The organism is Blautia caecimuris, from assembly GCF_024622975.1.
GTDB classification, from domain to species: Bacteria; Bacillota; Clostridia; order Lachnospirales; family Lachnospiraceae; genus Blautia_A; species Blautia_A caecimuris.
Genome location: NZ_JANJZT010000003.1, coordinates 156,087 through 172,752, shown reverse-complemented (window position 1 = coordinate 172,752; position 16,666 = coordinate 156,087). Strand labels below are relative to the sequence as shown.

General features: G+C 44.4%; 13 protein-coding genes. 8 read left to right on the top strand and 5 right to left on the bottom strand.

Going from position 1 to position 16,666, the window contains the following annotated elements; translation table 11 throughout:
• Nucleotides 1–62: 62 nt before the first annotated feature.
• Together araA and NSA57_RS03355 are read left to right on the top strand one after the other, a co-directional pair.
• A complete protein-coding gene (gene araA / locus NSA57_RS03360) occupies nucleotides 63–1,562 on the top strand; it encodes an L-arabinose isomerase (protein WP_257464020.1) in 1,500 nt (499 codons plus the stop codon).
• Nucleotides 1,563–1,600: 38 nt separating this feature from the next.
• The gene (locus tag NSA57_RS03355; RefSeq protein ID WP_022068372.1) at nucleotides 1,601–3,205 is read left to right on the top strand and encodes a xylulokinase; all 1,605 of its coding nucleotides are present in this window, start codon (nucleotides 1,601–1,603) and stop codon (nucleotides 3,203–3,205) included.
• A gap of 122 nt (nucleotides 3,206–3,327) precedes the next feature.
• Here the strand turns inward: NSA57_RS03355 and NSA57_RS03350 are convergent, their stop codons facing one another.
• The 3 genes from NSA57_RS03350 to uraA are packed head-to-tail and all read right to left on the bottom strand — an operon-like array spanning nucleotide 3,328 to nucleotide 9,155.
• Nucleotides 3,328–5,460, bottom strand: coding sequence for a glycogen debranching protein (locus tag NSA57_RS03350; RefSeq protein WP_257464019.1), 2,133 nt, complete (start codon nucleotides 5,458–5,460; stop codon nucleotides 3,328–3,330).
• Nucleotides 5,461–5,484: 24 nt separating this feature from the next.
• On the bottom strand, nucleotides 5,485–7,881 hold the full coding sequence (locus NSA57_RS03345; protein ID WP_257464018.1) for a CDP-glycerol glycerophosphotransferase family protein: 2,397 nt from the start codon (nucleotides 7,879–7,881) through the stop codon (nucleotides 5,485–5,487).
• Nucleotides 7,882–7,904: 23 nt separating this feature from the next.
• Nucleotides 7,905–9,155, bottom strand: coding sequence for a uracil permease (gene uraA / locus NSA57_RS03340; protein ID WP_138271591.1), 1,251 nt, complete (start codon nucleotides 9,153–9,155; stop codon nucleotides 7,905–7,907).
• A 261-nt stretch (nucleotides 9,156–9,416) separates the two neighbouring features.
• Between uraA and NSA57_RS03335 the strand changes: the two genes are divergently transcribed.
• The 3 genes from NSA57_RS03335 to ytvI all read left to right on the top strand — a co-directional run bounded on the left by NSA57_RS03335 (nucleotide 9,417) and on the right by ytvI (nucleotide 12,216).
• Nucleotides 9,417–9,638, top strand: a complete 222-nt coding sequence (locus NSA57_RS03335) for a hypothetical protein (protein ID WP_138271598.1) — start codon at nucleotides 9,417–9,419, stop codon at nucleotides 9,636–9,638.
• Nucleotides 9,639–9,748: 110 nt separating this feature from the next.
• Nucleotides 9,749–11,137: a 23S rRNA (uracil(1939)-C(5))-methyltransferase RlmD gene (gene rlmD, locus NSA57_RS03330; protein WP_022068367.1), complete on the top strand. Its 1,389-nt coding sequence runs from the start codon at nucleotides 9,749–9,751 to the stop codon at nucleotides 11,135–11,137.
• A 5-nt stretch (nucleotides 11,138–11,142) separates the two neighbouring features.
• Nucleotides 11,143–12,216, top strand: coding sequence for a sporulation integral membrane protein YtvI (gene ytvI, locus NSA57_RS03325; protein WP_022068366.1), 1,074 nt, complete (start codon nucleotides 11,143–11,145; stop codon nucleotides 12,214–12,216).
• Between the two features lie 138 nt (nucleotides 12,217–12,354).
• On the opposite strand, the gene NSA57_RS03320 is transcribed toward ytvI, so the two are convergent.
• Both NSA57_RS03320 and NSA57_RS03315 read right to left on the bottom strand, forming a co-directional pair.
• On the bottom strand, nucleotides 12,355–12,921 hold the full coding sequence (locus NSA57_RS03320; protein ID WP_257464017.1) for a chromate transporter: 567 nt from the start codon (nucleotides 12,919–12,921) through the stop codon (nucleotides 12,355–12,357).
• Nucleotides 12,918–13,508 carry a chromate transporter gene (locus tag NSA57_RS03315; protein WP_257464016.1) on the bottom strand — a complete coding sequence of 197 codons (591 nt, stop codon included), beginning with the start codon at nucleotides 13,506–13,508 and terminating at the stop codon, nucleotides 12,918–12,920. Before NSA57_RS03315 ends, NSA57_RS03320 begins: the two co-directional genes overlap by 4 nt.
• 186 nt (nucleotides 13,509–13,694) lie before the next feature.
• Between NSA57_RS03315 and NSA57_RS03310 the strand changes: the two genes are divergently transcribed.
• Genes NSA57_RS03310 through NSA57_RS03300 form a run of 3 tightly spaced genes read left to right on the top strand, consistent with a single transcriptional unit; the run spans nucleotide 13,695 to nucleotide 16,227 of the window.
• On the top strand, nucleotides 13,695–13,913 hold the full coding sequence (locus NSA57_RS03310; RefSeq protein WP_022068363.1) for a cation transporter: 219 nt from the start codon (nucleotides 13,695–13,697) through the stop codon (nucleotides 13,911–13,913).
• A gap of 24 nt (nucleotides 13,914–13,937) precedes the next feature.
• Nucleotides 13,938–15,806 carry a heavy metal translocating P-type ATPase gene (locus NSA57_RS03305; protein WP_257464015.1) on the top strand — a complete coding sequence of 623 codons (1,869 nt, stop codon included), beginning with the start codon at nucleotides 13,938–13,940 and terminating at the stop codon, nucleotides 15,804–15,806.
• 58 nt (nucleotides 15,807–15,864) lie between these two features.
• A complete protein-coding gene (locus NSA57_RS03300; RefSeq protein WP_022068361.1) occupies nucleotides 15,865–16,227 on the top strand; it encodes an ArsR/SmtB family transcription factor in 363 nt (120 codons plus the stop codon).
• Nucleotides 16,228–16,666 lie beyond the last annotated feature (439 nt).

Below are 16,666 nucleotides of genomic sequence, written 5' to 3'. Positions count from 1 at the left end.
CGGCGCGAGAAAAAGAAATGGGCTGCTTTTAAGCAGCCCTGATATCGAGGAGGAAATGTGAAATGAAGACAGGGAGAAATTATAAATTCTGGTTTTGTACAGGATCTCAGGATCTGTATGGGGATGAGTGTCTTAGAAAGGTTGCAGAACATTCCAGGATCATTGTGGAAGAGCTGAATAAATCCGGCATATTTCCTTTTGAACTGGTGTGGAAACCCACTCTGATCACCAATGAGCTGATTCGCAAAACCTTTAATGAAGCCAATGCAGATGAAGACTGTGCAGGTGTGATTACCTGGATGCACACATTTTCTCCTGCAAAATCCTGGATTTTGGGACTGAAGGAATACAGAAAGCCTCTTTGCCATCTGCATACCCAGTTTAATCAGGAGATTCCCTACGATACCATTGATATGGACTTTATGAATGAAAACCAGTCTGCTCACGGAGGCAGAGAGTATGGTCATATTGTGTCGCGTATGGGAATTGAGAGAAAGGTGATCGTAGGACACTGGGCAGACAGAAAGGTTCAGGAACGGCTGGCATCCTGGATGCGTACAGCAGTGGGAATCATGGAAAGCAGCCATATCCGTGTGTGCCGTGTGGCTGACAATATGAGAAACGTGGCAGTTACGGAAGGGGACAAAGTAGAGGCGCAGATCAAATTCGGCTGGGAAGTTGACGCTTATCCGGTCAATGAGGTTGCAGAATATGTAAAAGATGTAAGCAAAGCAGATATTGATGTTTTAGTAGAAGAATATTATAATAAATATGATATTCTTCTTGAGGGAAGAGACCCGGAAGAATTCAGACGTCATGTGGCAGTTCAGGCAGGTATTGAGATCGGTTTTGAACGCTTCCTGGAAGAAAATAATTATCAGGCAATAGTGACACATTTCGGTGATCTGGGAGCTTTGCAGCAGCTTCCGGGACTGGCAATGCAGCGCCTGATGGAAAAAGGCTACGGATTTGGAGCGGAAGGCGACTGGAAAACAGCCGCGATGGTCCGTCTTATGAAGATCATGACAGCAGGGATCAGGGATGCAAAGGGAACCTCCTTTATGGAAGATTATACATACAATCTGGTGCCCGGCAGAGAAGGAATTCTGCAGTCTCATATGCTGGAAGTTTGTCCGAGCATTTCCGATGGAAAAGTCGGCATTAAGGTTTGCCCGCTTTCCATGGGGGACAGAGAGGATCCGGCAAGACTTGTGTTTACTTCCAAAACAGGTCCGGCCATTGCCACCTCTCTTGTAGATCTGGGAGACCGTTTCCGACTGATCATCAATGATGTAGAGTGTAAAAAAGCAGAGAAACCAATGCCGAAGCTTCCGGTAGGAAGTGCGTTCTGGACTTCGATGCCGGATCTGGCAACAGGAGCAGAGGCATGGATCCTTGCGGGAGGCGCACATCATACTGCATTTTCCTATGACCTGACAGCGGAACAGATGGGTGACTGGGCGGCTGCAATGGGAATTGAGGCTGTATACATTGACAAAGACACAACCATCCGTAATTTTAAGAATGAACTGAGATGGAACGAGGTTGCATTCCGTAAATAACCGGATGGAGGACTAAGGAAAATTCGGGAGGATTTACAATGGGTGTAAACGAAGCAAAGAATTCAATAAAGAATAATAAAACAGCTCTGGGTATTGAGTTTGGTTCTACAAGGATCAAGGCGGTCCTGGTAGATGAAAATAACATGCCTATTGCATCAGGAAGCTATGACTGGGAGAACCGTCTGGAAAACGGAATCTGGACCTATCATCTGGAGGATATTCATGCAGGACTTCAGGGCAGCTACCGGGCTCTTGCCGAGAATGTAAAAGAACAGTATGGCGAAGAGCTTACCAGCGTGGGCGCGCTTGGTGTCAGCGCCATGATGCACGGATACATGCCGTTTAATAAAGACGGCGAGCTTCTGGTTCCTTTCCGTACCTGGAGAAACAATATCACAGGACAGGCTTCTGAGGAACTGATGGAGCTGTTTCAGTATAATGTTCCTCAGAGATGGAGTATTGCGCATCTTTATCAGGCGATCCTGAATAAGGAAGAGCATGTGAAAGATATTGATTATATGACAACTCTGGAGGCATATATCCACTGGAAGCTGACAGGGAAAAGGATCCAGGGAATCGGAGACGCTGCCGGAATGTTCCCGGTTGATTCTGAAACAAAAGATTACAACGAGGAAATGGTGCAGAAGTTTGATAAGCTGGTGGAGCCATATGGCTTCCCGTGGAAGCTTCGCGATATTATGCCTCAGGTCATGGTGGCAGGACAGGACGCAGGCTGTCTTACAGAGGAAGGCGCAAGACTTCTGGATCCTTCCGGAAAGCTTCAGGCCGGAATTCCCATGTGTCCTCCTGAGGGTGATGCGGGAACAGGAATGGTTGCCACAAACAGCGTAAGACAGAGAACCGGAAATGTTTCGGCAGGAACTTCTGTTTTTGCTATGATCGTTCTGGAAAAAGCTCTTTCCAGACCTTATAAAGAAATTGATATGGTCACAACACCGGCCGGAGATCCGGTTGCCATGGCACATTCCAACAACTGTACTTCAGATCTGAATGCCTGGGTAAATGTATTTAAGGAATTTGCAGAAGCTATGGGCATGGAAGTGGACATGAACAAACTGTTTGGAACACTGTACAACAAGGCTATGGAAGGTGATGCGGATTGCGGCGGTCTTCTGTCCTACTGTTATTTCTCCGGAGAGCATATGACCGGATTTGAGGAAGGACGTCCTCTGTTTGTCCGTTCTCCGGAAAGCAGATTCACACTGGCAAACTTTATGAGAACCAATCTGTATACCTGCCTTGGCGCCATGAGAGTAGGCCTGAATATTCTGCTTGATAAGGAGCAGGTAAAGATTGACCGGCTTCTGGGACACGGAGGTCTGTTTAAAACAAAAGGCGTTGGACAGCAGATCCTTGCAGACGCTGTAAATGCCCCGGTTTCTGTTATGGAGACAGCAGGAGAGGGCGGCGCCTGGGGAATTGCTCTTCTGGCTTCCTATCTGATCAATAAAGAAGAGGGAGAGACTCTTCCGGACTTCCTGGACAGCAGGGTGTTTGCCGGAAATGAGGGAAGTACTCTGGATCCAAAGCCGGAAGGTGTGGAAGGCTTTAATATATTTATGGAAAGATATATGAAAGGTCTGAACATTGAAAAAGCAGCAGTAGAGTCTGAAATCTGGTAAAAATAACAAAATAAAAAAGTTCCCGATTTTCATTTGTACGAAAATCGGGAACTTTTTGTCTTGTTACAGAAACTGCTGATCATGGCTATGAGGTATGTTCAAAGCAGTTATAAAGTACAGTTTTAATAAGGTCTTCCGGTAAAAATAGCTACAGATCTCGGCCTCATAATGAAATTTCCTGTAATCCGTATTTCCTGCCCCTGAGGGTAAAAATATCGTCCCTGTCCATCGCCGTAAGTATTGACGCTCAGATACCAGAATCCACGTTTGTGAAGATCAGGAAGTGTGATGGAAACATCTTCCCAGTAGGAATTAACCGCAATATATACAAGATCATCTTTTCCTTTTTCACGGTCATATCCTGCAAAGCTTACAGCAAAGGTATAAGCATCTCTTGGAATGGAGATATCCTGTGCGTTTACATTATGGGTGTGGATAGAGTCCATGCCGCATACTGCATCAGGAAGTTTTTTACGGATAACAAGATGATCTTTTCTGTAGGAAATCATAAACCTGAAAAATTCAAACAGATCTTTGTTTTTTTCCAGAAGAGTCCAGTCCAGCCAGGAAATTTCGTTATCCTGACAGTAACTGTTGTTATTTCCGTACTTGGTATTTCCGAATTCGTCACCGGCAAGGAACATAGGTGTTCCGCGGCTGCACAAAAGCACTGCGCAGGCGTTTCGTATCATGCGGTATCGAAGCTTCAGAACCTCGGGATCGTTTGTCTCACCCTCTGCGCCGCAGTTCCAGCTTCGGTTGTCGTTTGCTCCGTCTGTATTGTCCCAGCCGTTATTTTCATTATGCTTTTCGTTATAAGAATAAAGATCATACAGAGTAAAGCCGTCGTGGCAGGTCAGAAAGTTGATACTGGAATTATAGCCTGCGTAATTGCCACCCTGTGAATCCTTGTACATACCGTAAAGATCGCCGGAGCCGGAAATACTCCAGGCAGCATCCCAGGAACTCCAGCAGTCTCCCTTCAGAAAGCTTCTGAGAGAATCTCTGTATCTTCCATTCCACTCTGCCCAGCGTCCGCTTGCGGGAAAGCTTCCCACCTGATACATTCCGCCTGCATCCCAGGCTTCTGCGATCAGTTTGACATTGCGCAGAAGAGGATCTGAGGCAAGCGTACGGAGAAGAGGAGGATTGTTCATAGGGGAACCGTCCTCATTTCGTCCAAGGATGCTGGCCAGATCAAACCGGAACCCGTCTACACGGTAGTTGACCGTCCAGTACCGGAGACATTCCAGGATCATCTGCTGTACTACCGGATGATTGCAGTTCAGAGTATTTCCGCAGCCGCTGAAATTATAGTAATTGCCGTCCGGCGTCAGCATGTAATAAATATTATTATCGAATCCTTTGAAACAGAAGGTTCTTCCCAGTTCATTGCCCTCTGCAGTATGATTGAACACCACGTCCAGGATTACTTCAATTCCGTTGTCGTGAAGGGCTTTGATCAGAGTTTTCAGTTCCGTTCCTTCCCGGTTGTATTCATTGACAGAGGTAAAACTTGTATTGGGGGCAAAAAAGCTGACAGTATTATACCCCCAGTATTCCAGAAGACGCTCCCCGTTGATTTCTCTGGCATTCATGGTTTCGTCAAACTCAAAAATAGGCATCAGCTCTACGGCATTGATTCCCAGCTCTCTGAGATAGGGGATCTTTTCCATCAGCCCTGCAAAGGTGCCTCTGTTCTGGACTCCGGAGGACTCATGTACGGTAAAACCTCTTACATGAAGCTCGTAAATAATAAGGTCACAGAGTTCTTTTTTGGACTGAGGCATATCGCCCCAGTTAAAGGAATCTTTTACAACACGGGCGTGGTAGGTTGGATCCCAGTGAGTACCCCAGGTCCTCTGGCCGGAAACTGCCTTTGCATATGGATCCAGAAGAATATTTTTTTTGTCAAAAAGCAGTCCCTTTTCAGGATCCCAGGGGCCGTCTACGCGGTAGGCGTATTCAAAGTCCCGGATATCCAGACCGTAGACGATCATGGAATATACGTCGCCGATTTTATAAGCCTCCGGAAAGGGAAGAACAGCAAAAGGTTCTTCCTCTTCACGGTGGAAAAGAAGAAGCTCACAGGCTGTTCCGCCACAGGTGTGTATGGTAAAGTTCACGCCGTTCTGAAGAGGAGTAGCTCCGTTCAGATCAAACATTCCCGGACTGACCGGAAATCCGGAGATTTCTCCGGTTGGATAAACATCCAGAGGCGTTTCGGATACAAATTTCTGATGATAGGATTTCATAATAGAAATAGCCTCCTGTTTTTACTATTCCATAAAAAGTTTTTCACATTTTGAAAGTATGTCCTGATTTCTTTTTTCGTAATCTACATGCATGGTATGGATCTTTCCTTCAACAAACATTTCCATTCCCTGAACAAGACCGTCTTCGCTGTTGGGAAGAAGCGTTCCTCCGTACTGCCGGATAAAAGCTCTTGCCCCGTTTACATCACAGGCAGCTGCGGGAACACCGAGAATATCGGCTTCAGGAACTACCAGTACCTGGCCTTCATAGTAAGAAGACAGCAGGAAAAAGTCGCAGGCTTTTACGACAGGGAAGGGATTGCTCATATATTTGATCAGGATAATGTGACTGCTGGATTTCACAGATGCTGCCAGTTCACAGGTACTTGTGTACAGGTTTCCCATTCCTCCAATGATGATCAGCCAGGTATCAGGATGATTTACCCAGAAACGGTCAAATGCCCGGATCAGTCTCTCATGACCTTTTTCCGGGGAAAAACGGCCTACATTGATAAACTTGCGATCACTGCTGTTCAGGATTTCCTGAAGTTTTTCAATGGAAACAGTGGACTCTGTATTTTTATCAAAGATAAGTGGTTTTTCAGATTTAGAACGAATGAGATCAAGATCCATATAATTGGAAATGACCTGGATTTTTTCTGGATGCCCTCCGATTCGTTCTGCTGCGCCCCTTATATCCTCTCCTACAGGTATTACGTGATCATAGGTTGAATAGGCTTTTTGGAGAAGAGGACGACTGACATTATGTTTTTTTGTAATTTCCATTTCCATATCATTATGGGCCCAGATGCTTTTTTTACACGGGGCATAACTAAAAAGTGCAATCATATAGTTTCCGTATCCGTCATAATGAACGGCATGGTCAAAAGAGATACATCCAAAGTGTTTTTTCCATTCCCTTTTATATGCGTGATCAAGGCGTTTGCCAATGCCAAAAGCTGTAATCCCCCAGTTCATATAAAGAATCTGAGCAGCAGCAGTCAGTATATCAAGATTCATCTCAGTGGCAAGTGGATAGAAATGGTATCCCTCTGGGATATTATTAAGTTTTTCCGGATGATCCTTTATAGAATGGGTTCGGAAAACAATATAGTATTCACAGGAGGATGGATCCAAATGATGTATAAGGCTATAAAAGGCAGTGGTAATCCCATTAGGGAGAAGGCTGCCTGTATAAATAAGGACTTTTTTCTTTTTTGTGCCGGGCATAGATGTACTTTTACATATTTTTTCTCCCAGAAGAACATGATGACAGATATTTCTGGTTGCATTTGTCTGTTCGAAAGTGCAGTATTTCTGGAGAAAAGCATCATCCGGATGTCCGGAATCAGTATTCAGCTCTTTTACCAGCTCCTCAGGAGTACGTACCAGTGGGAAGGGGTAATCAGAGATATCTTCATACATTCCTCTGCTTCCCTGATAGTATTCAAGATCATAAGCAAAAAGCAGGATCCTGCGACCGGTAACAGCAAAATCATACATGACACTGGAGTAGTCTGTAATCAGCACATCACAGGCATTGAGAACTTCATAAGTGTCATATCCTTCCGGAAAGAGACGGATATGACGGTAGGAATTTAATGTTAACTGGCTCTGTACAAATGGATGCAGCTTTACCAGCATGATCTGATTTTCATGAAGCAGTATATCAACGCGGTTCAGATAGTCTTTTATCTGATTTACATAATCCTCTTCCTGCACAGAAGAGGAGGTTCCACGGAAAGTAGGCATATAGATACTCAGCTGTGTACCGGCATATCCGAGAAGCTCTTTCAGTTTTGTACCCTGCTCAGGATGAAAGAATATGCAGTTGCGGGGATAGCCTTCATGAAGAACGGTCCCCTGATAGAGCTCTTTCAGATTATATGCTCCGGACATTTTTTCTTCCATATAAAGATTAGGGAATACAAGATAATCAGATTGAAGAAGATTCCGCATTACGTTTCCGGTATCATACCGTTCTTCCGGATTGTCCTGTCCCATTCGCTTCAGCGGTGTTCCGTGCCATACATTCAGATAGGTCTGACCGTCTTTTTTTATGTAGCGGCCGGGGAAAGTAGTATCATTGATCAGCCATCCGGCTTTTGCCAGATGATAGTAATAGGAGGGTTCTCTGGTGTAAACAAATTTATCTACTGAGATCCCGTACCGTTCCAGTTTTTTCTGAATCTGCTCTTTTTTGTTTTTCTGAACAGCCAGGACTTTATAAAACCCTTTATATTCCGGCTGATTCAGTTCCTTTAAAATAGCAAGGATATTGCTCTCCAGCGCAAGGCCGCTTCGTGAAACAAGAAGAATTTCTTTTTTGTCAACAGGAACTTTTTCATAGAAAGTATTATAAAATGGATACCAGGCTCCACTCTTGAGTTTTTTCTTTACTTTGGATATAAATGATGGCATAAAATCACCGCCTTAAAAATATTTTACAGATCGTTTGTCAGATGCAGTTTATCAAGTACATAAAATACAAGGCTCAGTATCATGGCAACCACACAGGCAAGAACCATTCCGGTAAGTTTTACATTTCCCAGATTCAGAGCGATTCCGGAAAGGCCTACAATAAATACCACAGAAGTCAGCGCCAGATTCCGGGATTTTCCGTAATCCACCTGATTATCTACCAGCATACGAAGACCTGAGGTTCCGATCATTCCATACAGCAGGAAGGAGATTCCGCCAATAACAGGCCCCGGGATGGTGTTGATCAGGGCTGCAAGCTTGCCAAGGAAGGAACAGCAGATAGAAAGTACGGCTGCTCCGCCGATGACCTGTACGCTGTAGACTTTTGTCATTGCCATTACGCCAATGTTTTCCCCATAAGTGGTAGTAGGAACAGAGCCTACCAGACCGGAAAGGGTAGATGAGAAAAAGTCTGCAAAAAGAGAACGGTGAAGTCCTGGATCTTTCAGAAGATCTTTTTCTACAATTTTACTGGTAACGATCTGATGACCAATATGCTCTGAGGTAACCAGAAGAAGCGCTGGCAGAATTGTCAGGATCGCTTCAATATTAAAGGACGGCGCCTGGAAGTTGGGCAGAGCAAAAAAGGAAGCTTCTTTTACTGCCGTGAAATCCAGAATGCCGCAGAAGCCTGCTGCTGCATATCCGGCAATGATCGCGATCAGAATCGGAATAACAGACAGGAAGCCTCGGAAAAGAATCTGGCCAAATACAGCCACTCCCAGAGTCACCAGAAATACGATCACGTTTCTGGAGTCAATTTTGTCATCCAGAAGTCCGGCAGTGCTGGCAGCGCTTCCTGCAAGCTCCAGTCCGATGAGTGCCACAACAGGTCCCATAGCGGCTGTAGGCAGAACAACGTTGATCCAGTCAGTTCCGCAGCGGCGGATGATCAGTGCAAGGATCATTCCGGCGATTCCGAGAACCACGAATCCGCCCAGTGCATATTCATAACCGAACTTGTCTGCAACCAGAAGGCCCGGGGATAAAAATGCGAAGCTGGATCCCAGATAGGCAGGCGCTTTTCCCTTTGTGATAAGAATGAACAGCAGCGTTCCCACACCGTTCATCAGAAGTACCACGGCCGGATTGATTCCGAACATAAAAGGAACCAGCACAGAAGCTCCGAACATGGCAAACATGTGCTGGATACTCAATGGTATCAACAGTTTTACAGGTACTTTTTCTTCTACTTGGATAATTTGTCTTTCCACTCTTTTCCTCTCTTTCTCGTGAGTACACGATGTAATCGGAATTATTATAGCATAGGAGACAGGGGAATACTATTCAAATTCATAACAATCAGTCATAACTTAAGAAAATCTAAAATTTTACATATCTTATGGTAAAATCCACAGGATAGTGATATACTATAGCTTACAGGAAAACAGTGCGGGCAGAGTATTCGGATGTCTGACCTGCGTAACGGCAGCATGGATGCCGATAAAGAAAGAGAGGATGGTGTGCATATGAATATGAATACAAAAATCGAAGAATTGCTGGCAGTTTTAAAGAAAAAGGAAGACGACAAACAGAAAAATACAGTCCTCTGGGTGTTGGCGATCATTGGTGCTGTGGCAGCAGTAGCAGGAATCGCGTTTGCCGTTTACCGTTTCTTCGCTCCGGATTATCTGGAGGATTTTGAAGAAGATTTCGATGATGATTTTGACGATTATTTTGAGGATGAGGAAGAATAAAAACCGACAGCTCCGGTTGATACCGGGGCTGTTTTCTTGCAGGTCCGTTGGGCAAAAAACATGCCATACCTGAGAATCACAGAAAAGGAGATATTAAGGACAGACATTATATGAAAAAAGGCGAGATATACGAAGGAATCATAGAAAAAGTGGATTTTCCCAATAAAGGTTATGTAATGGTGGAGGATCAGAAAGTACTTGTAAAAAACGGAATGCCTGGTCAGAAGATCCGCTTTGTTATTCAGAAAAAACGTTCAGGAAGAGCTCAGGGCCGTATTCTGGAGGTACTGGAAAAATCACCTCTGGAAAAAAGAGAGCCTGTATGTTCTTCATTTCCCCAGTGTGGAGGCTGCATGTACCAGACAATGCCATATGAAGAGCAGCTTCATATGAAGGAAAGACAGATTCGTGAGCTTCTGGAGGAAGTCCTGGTAAAGGAAGGACAGACAGACCTGAATGGAAAAGCAGATTTTGTGTGGGAGGGAATCCATGGAAGTCCGGAAGAGTTCTGTTACAGAAATAAAATGGAATTTTCTTTTGGAGATGAATATAAGGACGGGCCTTTGTCTCTGGGACTTCACAAAAAAGGAAGTACCTATGATGTGCTAAATACAGACGACTGCAAACTGGTCCATAAAGACATGACAGATATTCTTACCTGTGTGCGTGATTATTTTCTGGAAAAAGGGGTACCCTATTATAAAAAAATGCAGCATACAGGATATCTGCGTCATCTGCTTCTGAGAAGAGGGGTAACTACAGGAGAAATTCTGATCCATCTGGTAACTACAAGTCAGGAGGAGCATGATCTGGAACCTTTAAAGGATCTTCTTCTTGCACTGCCTCTGGAAGGAAAAATTGTAGGGATCATGCATATCATCAATGACTCTCTTTCCGATGTGGTAAAAAGTGACGAGACCAGAATCCTGTATGGTCAGGACTGGTTTTATGAAACTCTCCTGGGGCTGAGATTCCGGATCAGTACGTTTTCCTTTTTTCAGCCAAATTCCCTGGCGGCGGAGGTTCTGTATTCGATTGTCCGCACATATGTTGAAGATGCAAGAGGCATGGAGGTCTTTGATCTTTACAGCGGAACCGGAACCATTGCCCAGCTTCTGGCGCCGGTAGCAAAAGAAGTGATCGGTGTGGAGATTGTAGAAGAAGCAGTGGAAGCAGCCAGACAGAATGCTGCTCTGAACGGGCTGTCCAACTGCCGTTTTATTGCGGGAGACGTACTGAAGGTTCTTGATGACCTGGAGGTAAAGCCGGATATGATTGTTCTGGATCCGCCCAGAGAGGGGATTCATCCAAAAGCGCTTCCGAAAATCCTTTCCTATGGGGTAAAGAGGATCGTGTATGTATCCTGTAAGGCCACCAGTCTTGCCAGAGATATGGAAACCTTTCTTCATGCAGGCTATCGTCTGGAAAAAGCCTGCTGTGTAGATCAGTTCTGTCAGACAGTCTGGACGGAGGCTGTGGCGGTATTTGTCAGGGAGTGATAGGCATGGAAAACAAAGTGGAGCGAAAGAAAAAATTTATTATAAACGTTGTATTTTATGCCCTGATCGCGGTACTTGTATGGGTCGGATGCAAATATCTGGTTTCACCGATGATGCCGTTTATCATTGCTTTTCTGGTAGCGGCTCTGATCCAGGTACCGGTAAGGAAGTTCAAGGTATCAAAAAAGCAGAAAAAGCTTTTGTCTATTGTTTTTTGTGCTGTATTTTACGGGCTTTTGCTTTTGCTGGCAGCCTGGGCCAGTCTGAAGTTTCTGGACGGAGTGGAAAATCTGATACGGCAGGTTCCGCATTTTTATAATACTACAATAGTTCCGGTATTTGAGACAATTTCCAATTATCTGGAGGAGTCCATGACATCGGTACATCCTTCTGTGGCAAATACCATTGAAAATTCCTTTGAGGAAATGACAAATAATCTGGGCTCCTATGTATCCAGTCTGTCTGTAAAAGTTGTACAGATCATATCCGGAGGGATCAGCGGAGTACCGGGATTTGTTATTAAGCTTGTGATCACTGTTGTGGCAACTTTTTTCTTTGTTGGGGATTATGATGGAATTATTGCATTTTTTAAGAAGCTTCTGACACCGAAACAGGTAGCGCTGGTGGAAAAAGGACAATCCTATGTAAAAAACGTTCTGTTTATTTATATCAGATCCTACAGCTTTCTGTTCCTTCTGACCTTTACAGAGCTGTGCATCGGAATGTTCCTTCTGAAAATGCCTTATCCGGCGCTTCTGGCCCTGTGTATTGCAGTGTTTGATATTCTTCCGGTTCTGGGAACCGGCGGTGTGCTTCTTCCCTGGGCGGCAATTCTTTTTATTATGAAAGAACATGGACTGGCAGTGGGGATACTGATTCTGTATCTGGTGATCCTTGTTGTGAGAAATATGGTAGAGCCAAGAATTGTAGGAAAGCAGATCGGGCTGCATCCTCTGGCAACACTGGCAGCGCTTTTCCTGGGACTGAAGCTTTTTGGTCTGGTGGGTCTGGTTGCCTTTCCGGTAGCCCTGACTGTACTTGTGAATTTCAGCAGGGAAGAACTGATGGAAAAATTATAAAAATATATACAAGAAGAAATATAAAAGAGCTGTGGCCCTGGGACACAGCTCTTTTATTTGTTTTGATTCAGGGGAAAACAGGATCAGCCTGTTTTATTCTGGTTCCGTGAAGTTGTTTTGTTCAGAAAATATGAAATATCAGAAAAACTTACCGGTCAGAAAAGAAATAAGACCGCCTGCCCCACAAAGGCACATAACAAGAATGGGATTCCACTTCCACTTTCTGAGAATGAAAAAGGCTCCAAGGAAAAGCAGGGCGTTGGTCCAGTCAACAGAAGAGAGAGACACAGGAAGCTCTCCCCACAATGCGGTCTGGCTAAGAGAAAGGCCTGCGGCAGTAATCAAAGCCACAACAGCAGGCCTCAGACATCCGAGAACTGTGTCAATGGCAGTGGTTCCTTTATACTTTCTGTAAATCAGTGAAAGAAGGGAAACCAGGATAACGGCAGGAAAAATGGAGCCAAGAGTGGCTGTTACAGCTCCGGGCAGTCCGGCAATGCGAAGTCCTACAAAAGTAGCAGAATTAATTGCCACAGGGCCGGGGGTCATGGAAGAAATCGTGATAAGATTGGTAAATTCCTGCATACTGAGCCAGCCGTGACCGTTTACAATTTCACTCTGGATGAGCGGAATGGCTGCATAGCCTCCTCCTACACTGAAAAGTCCTATTTTCAGAAAGCTGAAAAAAAGCTGTATATAGATCATCTGGATACCTCCCTGTGAAAGCGCCGGATTATCAGAAGCCTGACAGTCCCAATGACTGCAGCAGCCAGAATAATATAGATGACGCTTACATGAAAAACAAAATTCAGAACAAAAGCCCCTGCCATAATAAAAACGGAAAGGCTGCTTTTTGTTTTAACAGTTGCCATGCCAAGGTCGCAGGCAACATCCAGAACTGTGGCGGCAACTCCGGCTTCCATGCCGTGAAGGACAGCGGATATCAGAGGGCTGGAGGCAAAGGCGGAATAAAACAAGGAGATCACTGAAAGAATGATCATAGGAGGGAGAATGGTTCCCAGAACAGCAGTAAGCATTCCTGCAAATCCGCAGATTTTCCAGCCTATTAAAATGGCGGCATTTACAGCTACTGCTCCGGGACAGGACTGAGCCAGAGCTGCGAAATCAAGCATTTCCTCCTCATCGATCCAGTGAAGATCATGGACAAATTTTCTGCGCATAAATCCCACGATCACAAATCCGCCTCCAAAGGTAAAAGCACTGATATATAAAGTGGAAAGAAAAAGAGTTTTCAGTTTTTTAAGATTTTGATGCCTGAGAGGTGTATCCATGGAAGTCTCCTTTTTAAGGTAATCAGTTATTTGAATAAGACTATTATACAGGAAGAAACACTTTTTGAAAATACCGGTGAAATAAAACAGAAAGTAATTGACTTTTTCCTTTTTCCTGTATATAATATAAACAAACATATGAATAACTGTTCATATGATAAAACGTAAACGAAAAGGAGATAAAAAATGAAGAAAACCTATAAGATCGAAGTAGACTGTGCAAACTGCGCGAACAAAATGGAAGAGGCTGCAAAAAGAACAGCCGGAGTAAAAGATGCCACTGTGAATTTTATGATGTTAAAAATGAACGTGGAATTTGAGGATGGACAGGACCCGAAGGCTGTTATGAAAGAGGTTCTGAAAAACTGTAAAAAAGTGGAAGATGACTGTGAGATCTATCTGTAATAAGTGAAAGGATAAGGTGCGGATATGAACAAAAAACAGAAAAAAATGCTGACTCGTATCCTTATTGCAGCAATAATGGTTGCAGCGTTGTCTCTGGTACCTGTTCAGGGGTATCTAAGGGCAGTTCTGTACATGATTCCGTATCTGGTGATCGGATATGATATTCTTTTAAAAGCATGGAAGGGAATCAGAAACAGACAGGTATTTGATGAAAACTTTCTCATGGCAGTAGCTACAGTGGGCGCCATCTGTCTGGGAGATTTTAAAGAGGGAACAGCAGTTATGCTGTTTTACCAGATTGGGGAACTGTTTCAGAGCTACGCAGTGGGAAAAAGCCGACGGAATATCAGCGAGCTTATGGATATCCGTCCGGACTATGCCAATGTAGAAAGAAACGGAAGTCTGGAAAAAGTAGATCCTGATGAAGTGGAGATCGGCAGTATCATTGTAGTGCAGCCGGGAGAAAAGGTTCCCATTGACGGAATTATCACAGAGGGAAAAACAACGCTTAACACAAGCGCTCTTACAGGAGAAAGCCTGCCCAGAGATGCAAAAGAGGGTGACGAGATCATCAGTGGATGCATTAATATGACAGGTGTTCTGAAAATCCGCACTACAAGAGAGTTCGGGGAATCTACGGTTTCCAAAATCCTTGATCTGGTGGAGAATTCCAGTTCAAGGAAATCCAGATCCGAAAATTTTATATCCAAATTTGCCCGTTATTATACGCCTGTAGTCTGTTACAGTGCGCTGGCGCTGGCAATTCTTCCGCCGCTTGTCCGGCTGATGCTTATGGGACTGGATCCCCAGTGGGGAGACTGGGTTTACCGTGCGCTGACATTTCTGGTAATCAGCTGTCCCTGCGCCCTTGTGATCAGTATTCCCCTCAGCTTTTTTGCAGGAATCGGCGGAGCAAGCAATGCCGGTGTACTGGTAAAGGGATCCAATTATATGGAAACTCTTGCTCAGACCAGATATGTGGTGTTTGATAAAACAGGAACACTGACAAAAGGTGTGTTTGAGGTCTGCGGTGTGCATCACAATGTAATGGAAGACCATAAAATCCTGGAATATGCGGCGCTGGCAGAGTGTTCTTCTTCCCATCCTATCAGCCGGAGTCTCCAGAGAGCTTACGGAAAAGAAATAGACCGTACCCGTGTAGAGGACATTGAAGAGATCAGCGGAAACGGCGTGACAGCCAGAGTGGACGGTATTCCCGTTGCAGTCGGAAACAGTCGGCTTATGGAGCGGCTGGGAGTTGCCTTTAAGGAGTGTCATCAGGTAGGAACCATTGTCCATGTTGCCATTGACGGTTCCTATGCAGGCCATATCCTGATTGCAGATGTTTTGAAGCCAACTGCAAAAGCTGCGGTAGCAGAGCTGAAGAAGTCAGGTATTCGTGAAACAGTAATGCTGACAGGTGATATTGACCGGGTTGCTCAGCAGGCAGCAGCAGAAACGGGAGTAGACCGGGTATACAGTGAGCTGCTTCCGGCTGATAAAGTGACAAAAGTAGAAGAGCTTCTGGAGAAAAAGAACCCCAGAGAAAAGCTTGCATTTGTAGGTGACGGAATCAATGACGCCCCGGTTCTTTCCAGGGCAGATATCGGAATTGCAATGGGAGCTCTGGGTTCAGACGCTGCCATTGAGGCGGCAGATGTGGTTCTGATGGACGATGATCCTCTGAAAGTAGTAAAGGCAGTAAGGATTGCAAAAAAATGTATGAGGATCGTTTACCAGAATATTTATTTTGCTATTGGAATCAAGATTCTGTGCCTGCTTCTGGGCGCAGTGGGAATCGCAAATATGTGGATTGCTATTTTTGCAGATGTAGGCGTTATGGTAATTGCAGTTCTGAATGCCATTCGCGCGCTGTTTGTAAAAAAATTATAATACCCGTGCAGAAAATCCCTGCATGTGATATGATAAAAAGGAAAGGCAGGGAAATTACATGGCAGAAACAAAAGAGAGTCTGTGCTGTGATACAGAGGAAATTCATGAGGAGCTTTTAAAAATCGTGGATGAGACAATGCCTGATGAGACAGAACTGGATTCGCTGGCAGAGCTTTTTAAGGTTTTCGGAGATCCTACCAGAATCAGGATCCTGTTTGTTCTTTTTGAAACAGAGGTGTGTGTCTGTGATCTGGCAAGAGCGTTGAATATGACCCAGTCGGCAGTTTCCCATCAGCTTCGGATCCTGAAACAGAGCCGTCTGGTAAAGAACAGAAGAGAAGGAAAATCCATGTTTTATTCTCTGGCGGACGACCATGTACGAACAATGATCGCCCAGGGAAGGGAACATATACTGGAGTAGAGATAAGCTGCTGTTTATATTTCTTACAGTAACAGAAATTTCAGAAAAGAGGCTGTGAAACCACAGCCTGTAAAAAGAAGGATCAGGGGTTCGCAAAGAATCCGGGATCCTTTTTTGTCTGCCGGGAAAGTCGTACATTCCATACTGATTTTTCAGTGGATGTATGATAAAATAAACAGGTAACTGTAAGTGAATAAATATTAAAATTTATATCGCTAAATAAGGCAGTACAGAATTTTGCGCAATAGAATCTATAATATATGGACACAAATAAATTTTAAACTATATATGTGCATCCAGCAAAGACAGAACAACGAGAATGTGTACCTTTTGATTTGATCATTTACAGCAGGTAATCCGGGATGTATTCTGAGCAGGTTATGGGGAATAGTGATCATATTTAATGAAGAGGAACTGGTTTCTTCTGTTATGCAACAGA

Bases quoted from the DNA above. Each gene is read 5' to 3' on its own strand.
- ytvI (WP_022068366.1), top strand. From the start codon at position 11,143: ATGGAAAACAAAGTGGAGCGAAAGAAAAAATTTATTATAAACGTTGTA.
- NSA57_RS03355 (WP_022068372.1), top strand. From the start codon at position 1,601: ATGGGTGTAAACGAAGCAAAGAATTCAATAAAGAATAATAAAACAGCT.
- NSA57_RS03350 (WP_257464019.1), bottom strand. From the start codon at position 5,460: ATGAAATCCTATCATCAGAAATTTGTATCCGAAACGCCTCTGGATGTT.
- araA (WP_257464020.1), top strand. From the start codon at position 63: ATGAAGACAGGGAGAAATTATAAATTCTGGTTTTGTACAGGATCTCAG.
- rlmD (WP_022068367.1), top strand. From the start codon at position 9,749: ATGAAAAAAGGCGAGATATACGAAGGAATCATAGAAAAAGTGGATTTT.
- NSA57_RS03335 (WP_138271598.1), top strand. From the start codon at position 9,417: ATGAATACAAAAATCGAAGAATTGCTGGCAGTTTTAAAGAAAAAGGAA.
- NSA57_RS03315 (WP_257464016.1), bottom strand. From the start codon at position 13,508: ATGGATACACCTCTCAGGCATCAAAATCTTAAAAAACTGAAAACTCTT.
- NSA57_RS03345 (WP_257464018.1), bottom strand. From the start codon at position 7,881: ATGCCATCATTTATATCCAAAGTAAAGAAAAAACTCAAGAGTGGAGCC.
- NSA57_RS03300 (WP_022068361.1), top strand. From the start codon at position 15,865: ATGGCAGAAACAAAAGAGAGTCTGTGCTGTGATACAGAGGAAATTCAT.
- NSA57_RS03310 (WP_022068363.1), top strand. From the start codon at position 13,695: ATGAAGAAAACCTATAAGATCGAAGTAGACTGTGCAAACTGCGCGAAC.
- NSA57_RS03305 (WP_257464015.1), top strand. From the start codon at position 13,938: ATGAACAAAAAACAGAAAAAAATGCTGACTCGTATCCTTATTGCAGCA.
- NSA57_RS03320 (WP_257464017.1), bottom strand. From the start codon at position 12,921: ATGATCTATATACAGCTTTTTTTCAGCTTTCTGAAAATAGGACTTTTC.